Here is a 19,644-nt window from a genome sequence, read left to right on the forward strand (position 1 = left end):
TCTGACCGCAGTGTTTTGCGCCTCGACCGTTCCTTGGTGAAACTCTAAATGTGGGAGTATAGGTAATCTTCTGCAATCCTTGCCGGGCTCAAAGAACGGTAGTTTTCTTGGATTTCTGTTTTTACATACTATACAGCTGTGGTCTGTAGGTGTCATTGCGATATGAGCAACATTGACAGCATTCAGCATGCTGTGATACAGTAAGCGAAACGTTTCGATTCCCTGTGATGAGCAAGCGAAACGGCTGCTGCTAGGTATGCTTTGGTTGTAGAGAGGGGTGATGATGCCCGGAATAAAAGATGTGGCCCGGTTGGCTGATGTATCTGTCTCTACAGTTTCCTATGTGTTGTCGGGTAAACGCTCCATATCAGCCAAGACAACTGATCGCGTCATGCAGGCAATTGAGCAATTGGGCTACACACCCGATGCCAGTGGTCAGCGTCTGCGCGGACGGCGCAACCATATTATCGCTCTCAGTGAGCCGATTCGTAAAGATATGAATCAGGCACAGTATAGTGCCTATTTTATGCAAGCAGCCTTTCAAGCCCGTAAGGCAGGGTATGACGTGCTATTGCTTGGTGCGGAAGATGCTGTGTCTGACATTCAACGGGTGACTCGTGGGAACCTAGTTGATGGGGTGGTGCTGCTTGATGTTATGGAGAATGACAGTCGGGCTGCCGCTGCGGATACGTTTGCGAAGCCGTCCGTCGCCATCGGCTATCCTCACGTTCATGAAGCTTGTGCCTGTATTGATATTGACTTCACAGCTTTGGGAGAAATAGCTTCCCGTAAGCTGTATGATCTTGGTCACCGACGGGTAGCCTTGCTTCGGTCCTTGGAAGTCAACTATCAGCGTGGTGTTGGATACATGTTGCTCTTTCGCGATTCCTTCCTTAAGCACTGTGCAAAGCTGGGTATCAAGGTCATAGAATCCGAAGAAGTTACCATCAATTTTAATGCTGAACGCTTTGTTCATGAAGTTGTTTTGGGGCCTGAGGCGCCAACGGCCATCGTCAGTCAGTCTAATGCTGACATTCTCAACATTGTGTTTGACACCTTGGGCAATTTGGGTGTGCGTGTTCCTCAAGATTTGTCAATCATCTCTTGCGGTACTTATATGCAAGGAGAGATGCCGCGCTATCCGGTCAGTGAACTGCCTCTCGACCCTGAGGGGTTGTGTTGCAAGATTATCGATGTGTTAGTTGATTCCATTGAGAACAAGCGTGATATTCGCGGTTTAGTTGAACTTACTGAACCGCAGTACATTGATCGCGGTTCCTTGGGTCTTGCGGCATCTGCGCCAAGGAAGGGAGGTGACAACAAACGAATGTGAGGAACAAGGCTAACGCACAGTGTTGGTGCTGGTCTTGTTGAAACAAGTGAATGAGAGTTGAGCTCTATGTAAACCTTCCAATGAAGTGAGGTCAAGTATATGCAATTCGGAAGCAGTAGTGCTTACCCGTTGTTGAAACGTTTCGATAAACCTGTCTGTAATCGGGTGACAGTAATCAAGGAGGAGCAATGAATATCAAATCTATAGTAGCCGCCGTTGCAGTCGCTACAATGTCTGTAACGTCGTTAGCAGCATGTGGTAGCTCAGACAAGCAAAGTAGCGAAAAGCCAGATATGTTGTCCGTTTGGACGTATGAGCCTACTACGTCAGCGCAGTACCAGGCATGGAAGAAATCCGCTGATAAGTTTACTCAAGATACTGGTATTAAGGTGAAGTTTGAAACCAAGTCGTTCACTCAAATTGCGCAGAATAGTAGCCAGTTCCTGGATTCGGATCAGGCCCCCGATGTGATGGAGTCCAACAGGGGCAATGGTAGTGCTGGGATGCTCGCTTCCATGAGTTTACTCACGGATCTCAGTCCTTATGTTGATAAGTATGGATGGGATAAGAAAGTTACCAAGGCTGATTCTTCGATGGCTCGTTACACAGACAAAGGTGTTATGAATGGTGACACTTGGTATGGTGTGCCCAGCTATGCTGAATTCCAAAGAGTGTATTACAACAAGGACATGTTTGCGAAATATGGCATACAGATTCCTAAAACCCTGGACGAGTTTGAAGAAGCATGCCAGAAGTTTAAGGCAGCTGGAGTGACGCCTATCGACGCTGATGCGGGAGAATATGGAGTCATGTGGCTCTGGTGGCAGTTGATCTCGACTAAGGCTGATAACAAGTTCATGGATGCTTGGCAAATGTATAAGCAGCCAGTTGATTGGAAGGGTGAAGCCTTTACCTTTGCAACTAACAAGATCAATGAATGGTTAGAAAAGGGCTATATCTCTCGCACCGCCACTGGTCTCAAAGCGGAAGACACCAACAGCTCCTTTATTAAGGGCGACTTCCCTATTTACCAGACTGGAACTTGGAACCAGAGTCGTTTTATTACCCAAATTAAAACCTTCGACTGGGAGAGTCACATTTTGCCTGGTTCCAAGATGGCTCAGGGATGCACTGGCAATCTCCTTGTCATTCCAGAAAAGTCGAAGCATAAGGATTGGTCTGCCCAGCTTCTCAATAATGTCCTGTCTGAAGACATACAGACTGGCATTGCTGAAGAAGGTGGTATCCCGGTCGTTGCAAACGTGAAGTCGGTTAAGAATGACAAGAATAAGGCCATGATAGAGGAGTACTCAACCTTCTCCAAGAAAAATGCCTTGTCATATTATCCTGACTATCCAGCATCGAACCTAACTGACGCCATACCTGCGGCCCTCCAAGAACTGGTGAACGGCACTAAAAAGCCAAGTGATGTTGAAGCGCAAATTCAAAAAGCCTACACCGATGGGGTTAAAGACATGGATGTCAAGAACTGAGGAATGAGTGCTTGTCCCTCTGTTGCATCAACCAAGTGCCAGATGATGAGCTGGCAAGAAGCAGTCTGGCACTTGGTAGTAATAATCGTACTTATGTGAGATAGGAGACTGGGATGCCTCAACAAACACAGTCTAAACAGAAGTCATACTCACGACTTCCTGGAAGTAAATCTTCGAAGTTCATTCCTTACCTGCTGCCAGGTGTTGCAGCACTGATAGTTATTGTTATCGTTCCCTTTGTATGGAACATTTATCTGAGCCTGACTCACTGGCGGGGTGTGGGGCCGGTCAAATTCGTTGGACTCAAAAATTGGCAACGACTGTTTGCTGATGCAACCTTTTGGAAGTCTTTCGCCAACTCGTTCTGGATCATTGTTGCTATTGTGGTTGTTCCTACGGTGCTCGGTCTGTTAATTTCTTCAGTACTTACCGATGTTATACAAAAGAAGTTTGGTTCCGGGAAAGCCTCCTTTATTCGGGCTCTGTACTACCTTCCGCAGTTACTTCCTGTAGCAGTTGCTTCGGTGATTATGGGATGGATTTTCCGTCCTGATGATGGTGCTGTCAACGATCTGCTGAGTAAGGTTGGCCTCGGTTTTTTGCAGCACAATTGGCTGGGAGATGCTCATAGTGCTCTACCAATTTTGATGGTTATCTTGATTTGGATTCAGTTAGGTTATCCTATTGTCATCTTTATGTCTGGGTTGCAGCGGGTAGACCCAGAGCTGTATGAGGCAGCGAGTTTGGACGGTGCCAATTGGTGGCAGAAATTCAAAATCGTTACCTTGCCGTCTATTATGCCTGAACTGCTAGTGGTTATCCTCACAGCAACGATCGGTGCACTGAAAACCTTCGGCCCTGTGTACCTGTTAACGAAGGGCGGTCCTGGGACGACCACGATCGTACCTTCTTACTATTCCTATAACCAGTTCTTCCAGTTGCATCAGGTTGGTTATGGTGCTGCTATTTCTACGGCGTTGACCCTGGTAATCATAGTGTTTTCTGTGATATTCACCATCATCCAAAGTCGTGTCGAGAAAAATGCAGCGTAAGGGCAAAGGAGCTATAGAAATGTCACAAGCAACTATGCAGGCACCTACTTCACAGGCGGCTGATGCGGAAGCCAGCAGGTCTCGCAAAACCAATAAGTCTCAGCACATCAGGACATGGGCTGATTGGATGACGCTGGTCCTGCTGATTGTGGGTGCACTGATTATGCTGTTCCCACTCATCATATTGGCTATGAACGCGTTCAAAACCATTGCGGATTACAATGCCACCGGCCCATTGACTTTGCCGGCCCATCCAACTATGCGCGGTATCGAATCCTTCTGGAAATCTAGCAATTTTCCGCTGAAATTCCTTAACAGCTTCGTGATTTCACTGGTGGTGGCTGTGTTGGGTGTGCTGCTTTCGGTGCTCAACTCTTTTGCTCTCGGTATCGGCAGAGTTAAGGGGAATCGTTGGATTATCTTGCTGATTATGCTGGCGAATATGATGCCCCAGGAAGCACTGCTCTACCCCCTCTACACCATGTTCAAAGAGGCAGGTATCTACAATACGCAACTGTCTATCATCATTATTTTTACGGTGGTCCAAAGTGCCTACGGTACCTACTTGCTGTCAGCAGTCTACAGTACTTTCCCTCAGGCAATCTTGGAAGCTGCAACTATCGACGGAGCTACCCGTTGGCAGACCCTCATTAAGGTAGTGCTACCTATCTCTTGGTCGACCATTAGCGTGCTGTTTGTCTTCTTCTTTGTATGGACCTGGAATGAGTACATGATTCCAATGGCCTTTTTGATGGACGACAGTGTGCAGACAGTTCCTCTCGCCCTGTCTGCTTTGCAAGGGCAACACACTATTGATGCTACTCAGCTGGCTGCTGCCTCCTTGCTGAGCATCATTCCGACCATTATTTTCTACATCATCTTCCAGCGCAAGCTCAACCAAGGCATAGTTGCTGGAGCAGTCAAATAGTGTGCAAACAAAACAGACCTGAACCAGTACTGAGCTCTCTTACTTGCAAGCAAGGGAGCTTGGTGGGTTCAGTCAGAAGGGAAGATGGCAGCGTCGGAATGCCACACAACCTACAGAACAAAGCTGCTTGTTCGAACTGATCGATGTCCCTGACCGGCACACATGTATATGACGGTACGGAAACACATCAAGTTATATAAAACCAAGATAGAACCAAGGTGGAACCTTGTGTAGTGAAAGGTAATGATTCATGGACCAAATGTCTGCTATGAGTTACGGCTTCAACAGTTTTGACTCTCTTTCGATGACTTCGACCGGACGTTCGCGCTGTGTTAACGCGGAAAACCCTACCGGTGGTAAAGGGCAGGCAGCTATGACAGCTAGTCATCTGGGTCCTTCCCGGAAAGGAACACCTTGCTTGAATACTGTTCAATCAGGGGAGTCAGTGACGCTGATGGATGTGGACGGACCAGGAATCATACGGCATATCTGGATGACAGTGACCGATAAAACCTCGCCGACCGGGCCTAATGTGTTGCGTAACCTGATTTTGGAATTCTACTGGGATGGTGAGCAAACCCCATCGGTGGAGTGCCCTATAGGTGATTTCTTTTGCTGCGGGCATGCGCAAGCTTGTCAGGTTAATTCGCTGCCCGTTATGGTGAATCCGAACCGTGGTTTTAACTGCTTTTTTGCTATGCCCTTTGAACATGCAAAAATCGTGCTGCGTAATGATCATAATGAAGATGTACCTGCCTTTTTCTATCAAATTGATTACACAGAGCTAGACTCTTTACCTGCGGAAGCAATGCGTTTCCATGCACAGTGGCGCAGGCAGAAGGTTACCAGTCTCGCTCAGGATTACGTAATTTTGGATGGGGTTCGTGGGCGAGGTACCTACCTGGGTACCTACCTTGCGCTGACGGCTTTGGAAAGTCGTTGGTGGGGAGAAGGTGAGGTGAAAATCTATATGGATGGTGATGATGAATATCCCACCTGGTGTTCTACAGGTACGGAAGATTACTTTGGTGGAGCTTGGAGCTTTGCTGGTTTTAATGAACAGGGTTCCATGCATGAGCAAACCTATAGCGGTCCTTTCATGGGGTTCCCCTTCCGTTCTCAACGGTTACTTGGCAGGGAGAGTGATTACTGGGATCAATCTGCACCCGTTATGCGTGGTTTATACCGCTGGCATATGGCAGATCCCATATATTTTCAAAAAGACATTCGGGTAGAAATTCAACAAATTGGTACTGATGAAATGGGACTTTTTGAAAGGTCTGACGACCTAGCGTCGGTGGCCTACTGGTACCAGCTGGAGCCCCACCAGTCCTTCCCGCCACTGGCTGATCGGTACGGCCGTCAACCCAGATAGGTAGGTGAACTGCGCTTATACTAACGGTTGCATTGCTAGTTGTAATATAAAAACGCTGCCATACGGACGATTGAGATATTGTCATTCAGTCTAGTAAGACAGCGTGTAGTTACCGATTTTACCTTTCAAGTTTTGTTAACTCTTTTTAAAATATCCACTCCGTTCTATGAGAACAGCAGCTAATGCTCCAACAAGTAGTAATGATGTAGCAATGAGCATGAGAATAACATTAGATCCCGTGTTTGCAAGATCGTAATCTATTGGCTGCTCTGAAGTTGCTGGTCTTTGTGGTGTGTGGTGGTCGGTGTGTCCTTCTGGTGGTGTGATGGGTGGAACGTTGCCAGGCGGTGTGGCTTGGCTGGTGGCATGGTTTTCGAACTTGACGTTCCATGCTGCTTTGTTTCCATCGTGTACTCGGATTTTGTATGTGATGTGGACGGTTTGGCCTTGATTGAAAGATCCTTTCCAAGAGAGTATGCCGTTGGACACAGTGTGTGCGTCTCCGATATCGGAGACTGGGTTTTCTAGCAGGTCAGCGTGTTTGAGTACATCGGTCAGGTTGTCGTTGACGCTCACTTGGAGCAGGTCGGTTTGGCCGGTGTTGATGCCTTGGAGGGTGTAGGTGATTACGTCTCCGGGCATGACCTTGGACCCGGTTTTGGGGTCTGATGACTTCTTGAAGTCATAACCGGGAACATTAACAGCGAGTTTCGCTGAAGCTGTCGCTAATGGATACAGGGATAGCTGATCGATAGCGAAATCGTTGCCCCAACTACCTTCTTTATAGTTACGTGCGCTAATGGTAAGCTCGTTGCTATCTCCAGTGTTGACGATAGAGGAAATGGGAGTCCAGTGGGTCTGGCTATTGAGAGCTCCTGTTTGTTTGGGTGATTCTTGTGATGTGCCTATGAAATTTTCATTAACTACGAATCCAAGCTGAACTGGATCGACAGTGTGGTCGCTGTATGGATAGTCACTAAGATTAGCTATAAAGCCTTGTACGGTGTAGTCAGTGTGTGGTTTCAAACCCCTGACTGTCGTCTTGATAATGTCGTGAGGGATGGGAAACTTCCGAGAACCATTTACGATCAGAAGTTTACCTGATTGAGATGATTCATCATTACTTACGACTCTAGTGTTAACGGATGATGTGTGCTGTCCGCCAGTCATCCAATTTTCGGTGATTTCGTCACTGGTAGGTATTTGCATGGGCTTATCAATGCTTCTAATATCGGCCCAGTAGTTGTTATAAGGACGTGTTGTTCCTTCCCACCACCAGTCTTGTTTTACATCAGGTCCGTTCATGTCACCTGTTGGCCAAATAGAGTAGTAACCATCCATCGGTCCGTACTGTACTGTATCTACATCGTCAGGATGGTCCTCATAGGCAGTTTGTGGATTGTGGTACTTGTATGGTGATGATCCGTCGGGGAGCTTTGGATGAGATTGTCCAATGTAGTCAAAAGAACCGTGGTCAAAATCGGTAATAAGATTCGGTGATTTTGTAATTCGCGAGACTTTAACGTCACTAAGTGTGCCACTGAAATCAGAGGGAGGAACTACGCGGATTATTTTGATAGTCTTACTGAAAGAATAAATGATTGGATCTGGGGGAATGGGGATTAGTTTTTCCGGACCGTAAACCGACCAGCCTGAAGGAACTCCAGAAAGTGAATAGGAAGCGAAATTAGTCTCACTGGTATTTGCATCGCTTATGGTTAAAGTAAACCCGTCAGGTGAGCCTTGAGCGACAACATCTGGGGAAATATTGACAACGAGGCCATCATTTCTAGAGCTTGTTATTGCATTCGCGGGGGGGGGGTAGGATAAATGCTTCGGGCATGGATACTGCTATCAGACTGACCATTGCAGTACATAGAAGCTGAAAAATCCAACTTAGTTTTTTAATATATACACACATATGCAAATATTTGTATGCCTTCTGCTTGCCCATCGAGCATGCCTATAATATCATCGTAGAAAAAAATTCGCTACATAGTAGTGACTAAGTGAGTGCGGCTATAAAACAAAAGAACATCCGATGATGGTTTTAACTTCGGGAAAGTAAAAATACTCACACAGTGGTCATTCAATGACAAGAAAAGACAAAGAACAGCTTGCAAAGGATCATGCAGCTATGAAATAATTATATAGGATAACAAGCTGGAACCTTATTTGTAAGATCAGAGGCACAGTAAATTTGCGGTTAATACGAAGGCAAACTTGTTTTTTCATGTTTATTAATCATTCCAATTGGTAAAGATTAGCTGACGTAGATAGAAAGATAGTAGTTATTCGTCTATGTATGATATTGTCAACGAGTCGCATAAATGCAATGCTGTATTAGCAAGTCATATCAACATGTCAAAAATTGGAAAAGACTGGAATTGCACTTGTGCTACTGGTTGTTTGAAATAACGCGAGATTTTAGAAATTGTATGTTTATGATTAATTGGTATGGTGATTTACTGCTTGCCTGATGAAGTCGAATGTTAGTTGGACTTTAATATTGGTAATTGTGATATATATGGCGAAATTGTAGGTTGGATATAGTGAATTGATTATGCATGAGAGTTGGTTGACCCATTCTGTGTGTCAATAAAACTGGCCTTGCGATAATTGAATTGCGCTGTTTTCTTAATATCAAGTGTCTCTTTAGATTCGAGCACGAAACCTTTTAGGTGACAGTACGAAGATTATAAAAAATCTTATACTCAAATGTGTAGAATATCTAGTAGAGATAAATTGTCGTTTACTTTGGTCATCTTTTGTGGCAGCTGTGCCACAAAAGATGAATGTCGTATAGCGGTGTTCAAAAAATGTTTACAACTTAACGTCCACGAATCCGAAATAGAGCATGTGGAATAAATAATATGCGAACGACATGCTACATTGGTATCATTACGCATGTGTGAACTCCCTTTTGACTGGGGCTTTCAGATGTAATCCGGCAAGATATGAGTCTGAAAGCTTATAGTTTATGGATTAGAGTGTGTTACATAATGGTTCTACTTAAAAGGTAGAACCCTTTATTAAGGTGTGGTAGCAAGCTCCTTCGTGTTATATGTGGAAGACAACCCAAGAACAAAATCAGCAGAAAGACCAAACATATTGTGTGGGCAAATTAGATCATGTTCCTGCCATCGGGTAACTCCATTCACTTTGTTGCTTATGTTCGCTAGTGTCTGACTAAGTAAAGAAGAAAACTCACTATAGGATATTCCTTGCTTCCTCAGCCAGAGCTTCATAGATTAGCACGCATGCATATGACAGTACGGAAACGCATCAAATATATACAACCAAGGTAGAACCTTGTGTAATGAAAGGTAATCATTCATGGACCAAATGTCTGCTATGAGTTACAGTTTCAACTGTTTTTCAACTCTCTTTCGATGACTTCGCCCGGACATTTGCGCTGTGTTAATGCAGATATGACACCATCGACCGCAAGGACTATCCGTCATGGAAGGTGTGCATACAGATCCTGCCGTATGAAGAGGGCCTCAACTATAAGTACGACATCTTCGACGTGACCAAGACCGTTTCCCAAAAGGACTATCTCTGCATTGAGATAGGTAAATTCACCCTGAACGAGAATCCCGTCAACTACTTCGATGAAGTCGAGGAATTAGCGTTCTCGTCTGCGAACCTCGTTCCCGGCATCCCGGCATCGAACCTTCGCCCGGCAAACTCCTGCAAGGTCACCTATTCGGCTATAAGGATGTTGAGTGCTACCGCCTGGGAGCGCACTACGAGCAACTCCATCAGCATACGGTCAACGAAGTGTACAACTACGAGCGTGACGGATTCATGTCGCAGGGATAGGAATCCTCAGTGAACTACGAGCCGAACTCCATCATGTACCGGTCGAAAACAACGGCACTCGTATGCATCCCGACTAACTCCACGGAGAGACCGAGTACTCGAAGCCATACGTGACGGACCACTATTCCCAGGCAGGGGATCTCTAACGTCTCATGAGTGCGGATCAGAAAGATCGCCTCATCGACACACCATCGCCGGGACACTGTGGATGGTGGGTGGCGAGGAGATCAAGACGCTGCAGGCCAGACAGTTCTATACAACGGACCGCGAGTACGGTGAACGTGTCGCCATAGCTTCAGGTCTCTCTATGGACGGTATCTACGCATAGTTTGGATTCGTGGCGGCACGTGGGTGGAGGAATCTGGGTATTGATCTCCTGACCCTCACCCAGCCCAGTGTGCATAAGGCTCGGTATGGCCCTTGGACACGTCCGCGCTCGTGGTCGCGCCCAAGGGCACTGTCAGGAATGACGTTGGAAAACGGTTCTGGCGACATTGACTGCATTGATGACCCTCGGGAACCCGACATAGGGGGAGGTTTGGAGGATGGCCTGGACGACTTCGGCCCGGGAGAGTCCCACATGTAAAGCTGCGGCGATGTGGACCTCCAGCTGGGGTTCGGTTCCGCCTTGAGTCACCAGGCTTCCTAAGGTCACAAGTTCACGCTGCCTGGCATCAAGCGTCTGGTTGGCATACACGTCGCCGAACGCGAACTCCACGATCCACCTCCCCAGTTCGGGTGCTATGTCCTGCAGTGAATCAATGACTGCCTGACCGCCCTGCCCATCGATGGCATCCAATATACTCGAACCGCGTTCAAATCTAGACTCGTCCATGACTGCTCCTTCATCTTGGTGTTGTATGGCTTTTTACAGAGTAGGATATGAACCAAGGTTTAGGGCAAGTGGAGGGAATATGAGAATCAGTGAGGTTTCGGACAGGACACAGTTGCCTGTGTCCACCCTCCGATATTACGAACGCAGAGGCATCCTGCGACCCATGAGATCTCCGGAAGGATACAGGGAATACAGGGAACAGGATCTTTCTTGGATCGCTTTTGTGCAGCGCCTGTTGGGCATAGGTATGTCCTTGGCCCAGGTCGAGGAATACTCGCGTCTGCGCGAGCATGGCGATTCGACCATTCCTGAGCGGTTGGATATGCTGTACTGCCAGCGTGAGCAGCTCACGGCAAAAATGCGGGAGGTTCAAGGGCAGATGGATTTCATCGACAGGAAAATCGACATCTACCGGCAGATGATGTGAGGTTTCGGCAACGATTGTCCTTCGTGCAAAGTCGCGTCCGCTGTCCACGGTATGCCCGAAGAAGACGTATGGGTCGAAGTCCATGCCCGTGATTGCTTCTATCTCGACTTACTGCCTTTTCCATGGGAGCCAACCAACCTTTGGGCTTATGTCGGAGAAAGGAAAGGACTTCCTTGTTGGACGGTCTGGATTCGACTCAACGAGACACCGTCGCTGTTGACGAGGAAATGTGCCGCGCCCACCCCTTCCCGTTTTCCGTTAACTGCTATGCGTGGAATTACGACAAACGCTTGATGCATAGGTCTCTTTACTCTAGCGGCACTCTCGCAAATGTTACCTGGTTCACGGCATTTGCGATTCGAAGACGTTCTGGGCATAGGGGGATGTTCTCGGGGTCTCGCTTGACGAGCTGCTCGATGCCACAAGAATGTCGAAAAACTTGAAGAGAAACAGAAAGAGAGTCCGACTCGTTGATGGCGCTTAGTCGCCAGATAAAAAATGGTAATAAAAGCACCTTGGCTGCTTGGGGCCGAGGTGCTTAGTTCAGCCAGTGCCCCCCCTCGGATTCGAACCGAGAACCCACGACTTAAAAGATTGGGGGGGGGGGAATAAGCGAAGAATTCTCTTGCATTTAGGAAATATTCATGGCTTTGTATCGCAATGTTTTAGTAGAGTGTGCAGCGTTACGTTATTTTTTTTGCATGATTGGCGTTCAAATATAACTAAATTTCGCTGGTTTGTTAGGTTGTGGACGTATCTGGCAGTTGAATTAGCCTGCATAGTCCGGCCCTCCGGGGTTGGTGGATACCGTCGACCGGGTGGGCGTTGCGCCGCAGCTCGCACGACACACTCGAGAGGCTGTGGTCCAGAAGATGAGCCATGGCCTGCACGCCCAGGCCTTGCCGGGGGGGGGCAAGAGTCAGTCAGGGCCAGGAACATTCGGTCCTCGTTGCGGTCACAAACCCTGGTGTGCCCGTTACACCAGACCTTACCAGTGCGTTTGCCTCCGCCAGGCCGGCTGCCTGAGTGAAGTTCAATCCCGATTCCAAGGCTCGCACTACGCCACCCCTCCGGGCCTGGCATATCTCCACGGCCTTCGTAAGCCAAGCCACCGAGCACCCACAAACACTTCGCAGCACCCACTCATCCATCTCCCCAATCAGACGAGTGTTGCAACGATCCCTAGAACCCGCCAAGTGCAGTCGATGGACGGGGGGTCTAGTGTGACTCTTCGTCAGTTAGTGAGCAGACATAACAGCTATATTCTTCTGGCTTGCAGCCTGCTCCGAGGGCAATACGACAAAGCCAGCTTCTCTTCATTGAAGGGTTATTTTTTTGTTTGCTCTGAGAAGTAGAGCAGCACTGAGAGTGAAAGTATAAAAAGGATAAAGAACAGCAAGATACAAATCCACAAAAGACTCGACTGTGATTGATCGAACTGACTATAAAGGTCAGCATGCTCATCGCTATAGACTCCAGTTTTTATTTGCATATAGACTGTGAGAGCTAAGCCAAGGAGGCTCAGAGCATTCATAATAAGTGCAAGCACTTTCATGGGTATCTCCCTCCATAATCTTAAGCTAAAGCGAGCTAGTATAACGTGGTTAAGACTGAATAATAGTTACGGTAGAGGGACATAAAGTAACCTTCCAACGTAAACGCCAGCGAAAAATGCTATGGGTTACACAGTTTTGCTAAATAAGTACCAAAACTAGGGTTGGGCCTGTCAGGTTCAAGATTGAAAGCTGATTTCCAAAAGGCAAAATGGAAATGGCATTCATACTGGTTAAACATACCATGTACATTTCTGTCTCTCGAGCGGCTATTGGCATAGTGCTGGCAAGCGCTATTGTTGGTTTGGTAATCATGGCTAATAGGGATTTATCATATGAGAGTTCTTAGGTAAGGTAGTCTTCTACTCTCCGTACGAATTCATTAACGTTGGTACTATAGTTCGGATAAGCTATGCTCAGTTGCTTGCCTTTTCCGTGCATGAGAGTAACTCGACTATCTGTCTTAATTATTTAGGTTGAAGCGATGTAAGTGCCATATTTATAGCTGAGGCTCATTGAACCCTAAGTACTAGTTAAAACTGTTCGTAATTGATGAATTGTTGTATTCTGACATGGTAACCCGTGTTGAACATGGTATTTTCACGGATACAGGTAAGACGTTGATCCAGCGTAATGGACTGTGTTGTCTCATAAACCAATATAACAACTATGTTAGGCGGTGAAATTGCTATGGATACGGGCGCTCAGTACAATAATATGATTGTTGCAGATAATCTGGGTAAAAGTTTTGTCTCTGGTGACGGAACTTCAACACCGGTTTTCAGTGGACTTGCTTTTACCGCTGGTAGTGGAATGACTGCAATCACGGGACCATCTGGATGTGGGAAAAGTACTTTGTTGTATTGCTTATCTGGTTTGGAACCTGTCTCACAAGGCAACGTGTGGGTGTTGGGTGAGGCAATTCACGAAAAAGACCAACGAGATCTGGCACTCTTTCGTAGAACGCACATAGGTTTCGTTTTTCAGGCCTATAACCTGGTTCCATCAATGAGTGTGTGGGATAACATTCAACTGCCTTTAAATCTTGCAGGTCGCAAAGTTAGTAGTGAGAGAATTTCGGAACTCATTACGAGGTTTCGTCTAAATGGACACGATGGTGATGCTGCTGGCTCGCTCTCAGGTGGGGAGCAGCAGCGGGTGGCTTTGATCCGCACGCTGGTGGCTGATCCGGATGTCGTATTTGCTGACGAGCCAACGGGTGCGCTTGACCAACGTACAGGACAATTGGTTTTTGAAGAGTTAAAGGCTTTTGCTCATCGACCTGGTAAGTGCGTTATTATTGTCACCCATGATTGGCGTCTGGCTAAGCTCTGCGACTTTGTCTATATAATGCAGGACGGCAACCTCAATGGTTCTGCGCCATCGGGGGTGCAAGTGTGATGATTGCTCATACGGTTGTATTAGTGGAACGACTCTCTTGTGTCTCACATTCTCTTGGGAAAATGCCAGTCATGCAGTTTGACTGGGGGTGTGACTTATGAAGTGGGCCTTAAATGATTTAAAGGTCAACAAAGATATCTGGTCTGGGGTCTTGTTAGTGCTGGTTGTCACGCAGACAATTTTATGTTCTATGGGCGTGAGCATGGGAATCAACAGTTATTATATGGGAATTTCGGATGAGACGAGGGACCCTGCTAAACATCTCGCCTCTGGCCTGAGCTTGGTATACGGAACCGCCATCATCCTTGGCTGTTTGGTAATTATGCAGACTCTTCAGGCTTCGATTCGGCAACGACGGCAGGAGTTGGCTCTTCTGTCTCTTTTGGGGGCCACGCCACGTCAGGTCTTGTTGTTCACCATGCTACAGGTCGTGGTTCTGACTCTATTGGCATCTCTAGTGGGGTTAGTCTTATCTCCGGTTCTTGCTCCGCGGATTCTTGATTTCCATTCCTCAGGTATGAAAATGCCGATGCCTTTTGTTTTTACTTGGCACAATTTTCTGCGATCGGCTTTGATGAGTTTGGCTACAGGTATTGTTGTCGCCCTACTGGCGACCCGTCTGACTTTGCGAGAATTAGAAAAGACGGTTCCTGTCCAAACCTTAGGTCGTGCTCACGGTGATGAGGTGCTTATTAATGACAAACACTCTCGTGGTAAAGCCTTATTTGTAGCGGCTTTGATCGTTCTTTTGATACCACTGTCTACCAGTCTCTATTTAGCCCACCGTAATCCTCAAACTATGAGTAGAGAGCAAATCATTGGTGTTTTCAGTACCACCAGCAGCGGGCCACTGCTAGCTATTATTCTTTTGCTCATCGCGTTATCTCGTGCAGGCGGTTCTGTTATCGGATGGGTTACTCGGCTCTGGACCAACTTGGTTCCGTCTCCTTCAGCTGTGTGGAAGATAGCGCGCTCACAAGCTGTTGTGAGGAGTCGGGGTAAAGCCTTCGGCTCCACAATCGTTTCTTTGACATCCTGCCTCTTTTTAGTCGGTGGTCTGCTCGCGGCAGGACAGACTAGTGCTACTTCCATACAGAAAATTCCTGGGCTAGAGAACATGTCGTCTGGTGGCCCGTTGGAGATACTTTCAGGATTTTGGGCAGCACTTCTTATTGCTCTCATCGGTGCGGTTGCAAGTTTCGCCATCTCTGCCAAGGAACGCAACCTTGATCTAGCTCTGATTTCCATAGCTGGTGCAAGTCCGGAACAGCTTCTCCTGATATCTGCTTTGGATGGCTTCATTCTAATGATGACAGGTATTCTCCTTGCAGCTGGAGCGACCTTTGTGGTTGGCGCTGCCACCGCCGTTGCATACTTGCCGCTCTCCAAGAGCTTTTCGGTAATCTTCCCGTGGAGTCTCTTCATTGCCTTGGGTGTCCCTATTCTTGCTATTGGATCGATTGCAACTTTTGTGATGGCACACGCTACCTTGAAACAACCAGCAATCGCTACCATTCAAGCTTCCATAGGTGAATAACAGAGAATCGTGCCTAACACAAGAACCTAAAGTTTTGTTTGCCTGTGGTTTGCCGGGAATGTTGGTTGTGTTGTGATGTTCTTGGCAAACTTGGGGTGCGATTCTTTTTGTTTTGTGTGTTGTTGGCTTTGATGGGTGTCAGTTTGGTTTCATTGGAATATATGGACTGCGTTGTGTCAGTTACTGAAGTTTCCTGTGTGAAGGATGGTCTCGGTTTTATCTCAAATCTTATTTATGATTTTCTATTGGTCAGGCACAGTTTTCCCCATGTTTTGATGCGGTTTCGAATAATTCTGTAATGCAGCTGATTTAATAAGAGTTAGTGATGGGCCGAGCGGCGCATACATAGGGCTAACTAGATGTGTTGGCGATATGCTACGAAATATCTGTTATTGTATGTACAGGGGATGTTCAAGATCGGTTGTTTTGCAAGGAAAGTCGATCGAATAGTGTGGTTATTGATTATGTGTAAGGGGACGCATAATAAGGGCGCATGGTACGAGCTCACAGTGAGGATGTGTGGTGGGAATGACGATGTTGATGGTTGGCACTTGCCAGGTGTAGGAGGTCGCTAGTATTTTTCGACTTATTGCACGAGCAAGTAAGCACGTTTGTTGCTGATGTTGAGAACAGCTTAAGGAATCTGACCGTGCAGCAGTGGCCCGGTCTGAACATCGACTGTGAAAGGCTCTGAAATGAGCGATATTGAAGTGAGTGTCTCGGATCTCACCGTTCGAATTAAGAACAAGACGATTCTCTCTCATCTTTCATTACAGGTTGAAGAGGGATCCTTCCACGGAATTATTGGACCCAATGGTGCAGGGAAGACAACCCTGTTTACGGTATTGCAGGGTTTGCGAAAACCAACTGAGGGTACGGTACAGGTTCTAGGCACAGTACCCTATCCGCGGAATGTGGCTCTACTTCGTAAAATTGGCGTTCAACCTCAGCAGTCTTCCTTCTTTCCTAAAACAACTCTCAGAGAGCACCTCACTGCGGTAGCGGATATTTACGAGGTGCCGAGGTCACATGCTGATGAGCTTATTGATGCGCTGAAACTAGATCATGTGGCAGCTACTCGGGTTGAGTCATTGTCTGGTGGCGAACAACAGCGACTGGCGATTGCGACGGCTGTCATTCATTCCCCTCGCTTACTGTTTCTGGATGAACCGACAGCAGCACTTGACCCGGAGGCTCGTCACAATCTAGTCAGCCTCCTCAAATCTAGTGAGCGATTGGCTACCACAATTGTGTATACAACGCATCATCTGGATGAGGCAGAGAGACTGTGTAGCACGGTCTCCATTTTAGCGGATCAACACATCCTCGTGACGGCCAGTCCCAGCAGACTTATCGCTCAAGCAAAAATGGGGTCAACCATTCTACTGCCCAATGCCTTACAGCAGGTAGATGATGTAGCTCAGCTGGTAGGACCAGATAGTGTAAGAGTTACTTCCGATGGATTGGCGATACACACCACCGATACTGGAGCAGCATTCGCGCAATTGGCTGCTAGTGGAATCAATACGCATCAGGCGCAAGTCAAAGATGGGAGTCTTGAAGACGTCTACCTCCGCCTTCTAGAAAAGGACAGCGTTGAATGAAAAACTGCAAAACTATGTTCAGGGTGATGTTTCGCTGTGATCTTCGTGATTGGAGCACGCTCATATTCACATTCATCTTTCCTATGGCCCTATTGCTGATTTTGGTGTTCTCTATGAAGGGAGCAGTTCCTGGTCTTGACCTTACCAGTCAGATTAGTGCTAATGTGATCGCTTTCGGTGCGGCTTATGTTGGTATCTTTGCGGGGGCCACACACCTTGCTACCTGGCGAGAAAATGGCATGCTTCGGGTGCTCCGCAACTTTCCGCTGTCTTCAAATGTGATTATCCTCTCTCAGGCTTTTGTTGGTGTTGTTTTCTTGCTGGCGCAAGGTTTGGTGCTCACCATAATGGGTGTAGTTTTGGGGATGGTTCTCAAACCTACAGCATTACTAGGATTGTTGCCATTGGTTTTTGGTTACCTTTTCTTCTTTTTCTTGGGCGTCATCATTGCGCTACTAGTTCCTTCCATGGCAGGTGTGTCCATGCTTGCGAACATTATCATCCTGCCCTTGGGCTTTGCTGGTGGAGCCATGATGCCTGTAGAAATGTTGCCGTCTTGGATGCAGACTATTGCACCATACACTCCGATATATCACATGAGAGAGGCTCTCTCGATGATGTTGATTGGCTCTGGTACCTGGCCTCATGCCTGGCTTGGGTTGGTATATCTCGCCATAGGGTGCATTCCCCTGGGTCTTATTTCTGTATATGGGCTTCGTTGGAAGTGAGTATGTCTGACAATCGGTAGCTGTGACTACAAACCAGAATTGATGTTCTAGTTTGTAGTGCTGCAACAATCCAGACAGAAGGTTGTATTGTTGAGCAGACGAGTTAAAACTATTAGGCAGACGCTATAAAGGGTCATGTACTTGTACAAATACCAGTAGTGGAAAATGATGCCGTTTGGAACAATAAAACTGCTTTGACATTACTGCAATCAAGAAACTTCGTGCGATCAAAGTGCCCCCCCTCGGATTCGAACCGAGAACCCACGACTTAAAAGGACGCTGCTCTAACCATTGAGCCAGAGGGGCAACGTACACTATTTTACAGCTTGATCGTTTCAATGCAAGTTCTTCGTGCGTTGACTTTGTTGAACCTCAAGATTTACGATAATTTGAACGCTATATAGTGGGGGTAATTGTTCTAAAATTCTCGTTCGACGGCTGAATAGGTAGACGAAACAATGGAGTATATAGAATTAGGTGCGTCAGGTATACGAATTTCTCCCATGTTTATTGGAGGAATGTCATTTGGGGAGCCGGACCCGCAGCAGCACGTGTGGACTGTGGATCAGGCTACTACGGAGTCAGTTATAGCTAAGGCTGTTGAACTTGGTGTCAATGCTATTGACACTGCTAATGTGTACGCTCGAGGGACTAGTGAGGAGTTCATCGGGAAAGCGTTGAAAAAGCTTGCCATACCGAGAGATGCAGTGGTTTTAGCTACTAAGGTGTACTTCAATGAAGGCCACTCCTGTGCAAAAGCTATTAAGCGCGAAATTGAAGGTAGCCTCTCTAGGTTAGGGACGGATTATGTGGATCTCTATATTCTTCATCGTTTCGATTACGAGACCCCGATAGAAGAAACAATGGGAGCTCTCAACGAATTGGTAGAAGAGGGCAAAGTTCGAGCCTTGGGTGCCAGTGAAATGTATGCATACCAGTACCACAATCTCCAGGTTGTTGCGCAGGAGAACGGCTGGGCTCCGTTATCCAGCCTGCAATGCCACTACAATTTGCTCTACCGGGAGGATGAGCGTGAATTACTGCCGGTAGCTCGTCAATATGGGGCTTTGCCTACTCCATACAGTCCCCTCGCTTCTGGGCACCTAGCTCGGTCTACCTGGAATTCAGATTCCTTGCGTTCGCAAACTGACACCGTGCTCCGTAGCAAATATGATGCAGATAGAGATAAGGACCTGCCAATTGTTGAGCGGGTGCATGACCTTGCTCAACGTTACGGTGTGAGCATGGCGCAGGTGGCTTTGGCTTGGCATTGGGCGCATGGACCTTCGGCGCCCATTGTCGGCTGCTCGTCGCCGGAAAGGGTTGAACAGGCAGTCTGTGCTCTGGACGTCAGGCTTAGTCCCGAAGATGTTGCCTATGTAGAGGAACCATACGTGGCTCATGAACTTGTCGGACCATTGGCTCGTCCGGGTGATAGACCTCTTGCGGGAACCACAGTTTCATCTCGTTAAGAGGGCACTAATGCTTTGAAAAAAAGGCACTAATCCTTGTTGCTCTTGCAATACCCGAGGTTCATAGGGCAGTGGCAGGGA

The 19,644-nt window shown here is 47.2% G+C and carries 17 protein-coding genes, 1 tRNA gene and 1 pseudogene; 14 read left to right on the top strand and 5 right to left on the bottom strand.

From position 1 onward, the window contains the following. The first annotated feature begins 280 nt into the window (after positions 1 to 280). The 5 genes from BOCO_RS05305 to BOCO_RS05325 all read left to right on the top strand — a co-directional run bounded on the left by BOCO_RS05305 (position 281) and on the right by BOCO_RS05325 (position 6,181). Positions 281 to 1,333, top strand: coding sequence for a LacI family DNA-binding transcriptional regulator (locus BOCO_RS05305; RefSeq protein ID WP_244568757.1), 1,053 nt, complete (start codon positions 281 to 283; stop codon positions 1,331 to 1,333). A gap of 188 nt (positions 1,334 to 1,521) precedes the next feature. Next, entirely contained in the window at positions 1,522 to 2,826 is a 1,305-nt protein-coding gene (locus BOCO_RS05310; protein ID WP_094723061.1) for an ABC transporter substrate-binding protein, read from the top strand. A gap of 113 nt (positions 2,827 to 2,939) precedes the next feature. Further along, complete coding sequence (locus BOCO_RS05315; RefSeq protein ID WP_094723062.1) at positions 2,940 to 3,878, top strand: carbohydrate ABC transporter permease; 939 nt, start codon at positions 2,940 to 2,942, stop codon at positions 3,876 to 3,878. A gap of 34 nt (positions 3,879 to 3,912) precedes the next feature. Further along, on the top strand, positions 3,913 to 4,806 hold the full coding sequence (locus BOCO_RS05320; protein WP_094723120.1) for a carbohydrate ABC transporter permease: 894 nt from the start codon (positions 3,913 to 3,915) through the stop codon (positions 4,804 to 4,806). A gap of 259 nt (positions 4,807 to 5,065) precedes the next feature. Next, positions 5,066 to 6,181 (top strand): glycoside hydrolase family 172 protein, encoded by a 1,116-nt coding sequence (locus BOCO_RS05325; RefSeq protein ID WP_420835405.1) that lies wholly within the window; start codon positions 5,066 to 5,068, stop codon positions 6,179 to 6,181. A gap of 135 nt (positions 6,182 to 6,316) precedes the next feature. Here the strand turns inward: BOCO_RS05325 and BOCO_RS05330 are convergent, their stop codons facing one another. Beyond that, positions 6,317 to 7,522 (bottom strand): DUF7927 domain-containing protein, encoded by a 1,206-nt coding sequence (locus tag BOCO_RS05330; protein ID WP_094723064.1) that lies wholly within the window; start codon positions 7,520 to 7,522, stop codon positions 6,317 to 6,319. A 2,098-nt stretch (positions 7,523 to 9,620) separates the two neighbouring features. Between BOCO_RS05330 and BOCO_RS07675 the strand changes: the two are divergent. Then, positions 9,621 to 9,806 (top strand): annotated as a pseudogene (locus BOCO_RS07675) (catalase); the annotation flags it as partial. A gap of 68 nt (positions 9,807 to 9,874) precedes the next feature. Continuing rightward, positions 9,875 to 10,006, top strand: coding sequence for a catalase (locus BOCO_RS07680; RefSeq protein ID WP_420835406.1), 132 nt, complete (start codon positions 9,875 to 9,877; stop codon positions 10,004 to 10,006). A 460-nt stretch (positions 10,007 to 10,466) separates the two neighbouring features. Here the strand turns inward: BOCO_RS07680 and BOCO_RS05340 are convergent, their stop codons facing one another. After that, positions 10,467 to 10,841, bottom strand: a complete 375-nt coding sequence (locus tag BOCO_RS05340) for a carboxymuconolactone decarboxylase family protein (protein WP_094723065.1) — start codon at positions 10,839 to 10,841, stop codon at positions 10,467 to 10,469. Between the two features lie 79 nt (positions 10,842 to 10,920). On the opposite strand from BOCO_RS05340, the gene BOCO_RS05345 reads away from it, so the two are divergent. Further along, positions 10,921 to 11,268, top strand: a complete 348-nt coding sequence (locus BOCO_RS05345) for a MerR family transcriptional regulator (RefSeq protein ID WP_158520421.1) — start codon at positions 10,921 to 10,923, stop codon at positions 11,266 to 11,268. Between the two features lie 1,327 nt (positions 11,269 to 12,595). On the opposite strand, the gene BOCO_RS05350 is transcribed toward BOCO_RS05345, so the two are convergent. Both BOCO_RS05350 and BOCO_RS07685 read right to left on the bottom strand, forming a co-directional pair. Beyond that, complete coding sequence (locus BOCO_RS05350; protein ID WP_094723067.1) at positions 12,596 to 12,823, bottom strand: hypothetical protein; 228 nt, start codon at positions 12,821 to 12,823, stop codon at positions 12,596 to 12,598. Positions 12,824 to 12,942: 119 nt separating this feature from the next. Continuing rightward, complete coding sequence (locus BOCO_RS07685) at positions 12,943 to 13,062, bottom strand: DUF2599 domain-containing protein (protein ID WP_094723068.1); 120 nt, start codon at positions 13,060 to 13,062, stop codon at positions 12,943 to 12,945. On the opposite strand from BOCO_RS07685, the gene BOCO_RS07600 reads away from it, so the two are divergent. From BOCO_RS07600 to BOCO_RS05375, 5 genes are all read left to right on the top strand, one after another. Next, a complete protein-coding gene (locus BOCO_RS07600; protein WP_275542069.1) occupies positions 13,039 to 13,170 on the top strand; it encodes a hypothetical protein in 132 nt (43 codons plus the stop codon). The two genes, BOCO_RS07685 and BOCO_RS07600, sit on opposite strands and share 24 nt — an antisense overlap. A 341-nt stretch (positions 13,171 to 13,511) precedes the next feature. Continuing rightward, on the top strand, positions 13,512 to 14,222 hold the full coding sequence (locus tag BOCO_RS05360; RefSeq protein ID WP_158520422.1) for an ABC transporter ATP-binding protein: 711 nt from the start codon (positions 13,512 to 13,514) through the stop codon (positions 14,220 to 14,222). A gap of 97 nt (positions 14,223 to 14,319) precedes the next feature. Continuing rightward, positions 14,320 to 15,759, top strand: a complete 1,440-nt coding sequence (locus BOCO_RS05365) for an FtsX-like permease family protein (RefSeq protein WP_094723070.1) — start codon at positions 14,320 to 14,322, stop codon at positions 15,757 to 15,759. 695 nt (positions 15,760 to 16,454) lie between these two features. Beyond that, positions 16,455 to 17,363, top strand: a complete 909-nt coding sequence (locus BOCO_RS05370; protein ID WP_094723121.1) for an ABC transporter ATP-binding protein — start codon at positions 16,455 to 16,457, stop codon at positions 17,361 to 17,363. A 14-nt stretch (positions 17,364 to 17,377) separates the two neighbouring features. Next, complete coding sequence (locus BOCO_RS05375) at positions 17,378 to 18,091, top strand: ABC transporter permease (protein WP_275542070.1); 714 nt, start codon at positions 17,378 to 17,380, stop codon at positions 18,089 to 18,091. A 233-nt stretch (positions 18,092 to 18,324) separates the two neighbouring features. Here BOCO_RS05375 and BOCO_RS05380 read toward each other — a convergent pair. Then, positions 18,325 to 18,397 (bottom strand) — tRNA-Lys (locus tag BOCO_RS05380). A gap of 152 nt (positions 18,398 to 18,549) precedes the next feature. On the opposite strand from BOCO_RS05380, the gene BOCO_RS05385 reads away from it, so the two are divergent. Further along, complete coding sequence (locus tag BOCO_RS05385) at positions 18,550 to 19,563, top strand: aldo/keto reductase (protein ID WP_094723072.1); 1,014 nt, start codon at positions 18,550 to 18,552, stop codon at positions 19,561 to 19,563. The last annotated feature ends 81 nt before the right edge of the window (positions 19,564 to 19,644 follow it).

The sequence above is a fragment of the Bombiscardovia coagulans genome (assembly GCF_002259585.1).
Taxonomy (GTDB): domain Bacteria; phylum Actinomycetota; class Actinomycetes; order Actinomycetales; family Bifidobacteriaceae; genus Bombiscardovia; species Bombiscardovia coagulans.

What these genes read in the sequence shown, in the direction of transcription:
- BOCO_RS05305 (WP_244568757.1), top strand. Translation starts at nt 281, where the DNA reads ATGATGCCCGGAATAAAAGATGTGGCCCGGTTGGCTGATGTATCTGTC.
- BOCO_RS05310 (WP_094723061.1), top strand. Translation starts at nt 1,522, where the DNA reads ATGAATATCAAATCTATAGTAGCCGCCGTTGCAGTCGCTACAATGTCT.
- BOCO_RS05315 (WP_094723062.1), top strand. Translation starts at nt 2,940, where the DNA reads ATGCCTCAACAAACACAGTCTAAACAGAAGTCATACTCACGACTTCCT.
- BOCO_RS05320 (WP_094723120.1), top strand. Translation starts at nt 3,913, where the DNA reads ATGCAGGCACCTACTTCACAGGCGGCTGATGCGGAAGCCAGCAGGTCT.
- BOCO_RS05325 (WP_420835405.1), top strand. Translation starts at nt 5,066, where the DNA reads ATGTCTGCTATGAGTTACGGCTTCAACAGTTTTGACTCTCTTTCGATG.
- BOCO_RS05330 (WP_094723064.1), bottom strand. Translation starts at nt 7,522, where the DNA reads ATGGATGGTTACTACTCTATTTGGCCAACAGGTGACATGAACGGACCT.
- BOCO_RS05340 (WP_094723065.1), bottom strand. Translation starts at nt 10,841, where the DNA reads ATGGACGAGTCTAGATTTGAACGCGGTTCGAGTATATTGGATGCCATC.
- BOCO_RS05345 (WP_158520421.1), top strand. Translation starts at nt 10,921, where the DNA reads ATGAGAATCAGTGAGGTTTCGGACAGGACACAGTTGCCTGTGTCCACC.
- BOCO_RS05350 (WP_094723067.1), bottom strand. Translation starts at nt 12,823, where the DNA reads ATGAAAGTGCTTGCACTTATTATGAATGCTCTGAGCCTCCTTGGCTTA.
- BOCO_RS07600 (WP_275542069.1), top strand. Translation starts at nt 13,039, where the DNA reads ATGGCATTCATACTGGTTAAACATACCATGTACATTTCTGTCTCTCGA.
- BOCO_RS07685 (WP_094723068.1), bottom strand. Translation starts at nt 13,062, where the DNA reads ATGTTTAACCAGTATGAATGCCATTTCCATTTTGCCTTTTGGAAATCA.
- BOCO_RS05360 (WP_158520422.1), top strand. Translation starts at nt 13,512, where the DNA reads ATGGATACGGGCGCTCAGTACAATAATATGATTGTTGCAGATAATCTG.
- BOCO_RS05365 (WP_094723070.1), top strand. Translation starts at nt 14,320, where the DNA reads ATGAAGTGGGCCTTAAATGATTTAAAGGTCAACAAAGATATCTGGTCT.
- BOCO_RS05370 (WP_094723121.1), top strand. Translation starts at nt 16,455, where the DNA reads ATGAGCGATATTGAAGTGAGTGTCTCGGATCTCACCGTTCGAATTAAG.
- BOCO_RS05375 (WP_275542070.1), top strand. Translation starts at nt 17,378, where the DNA reads ATGTTCAGGGTGATGTTTCGCTGTGATCTTCGTGATTGGAGCACGCTC.
- BOCO_RS05385 (WP_094723072.1), top strand. Translation starts at nt 18,550, where the DNA reads ATGGAGTATATAGAATTAGGTGCGTCAGGTATACGAATTTCTCCCATG.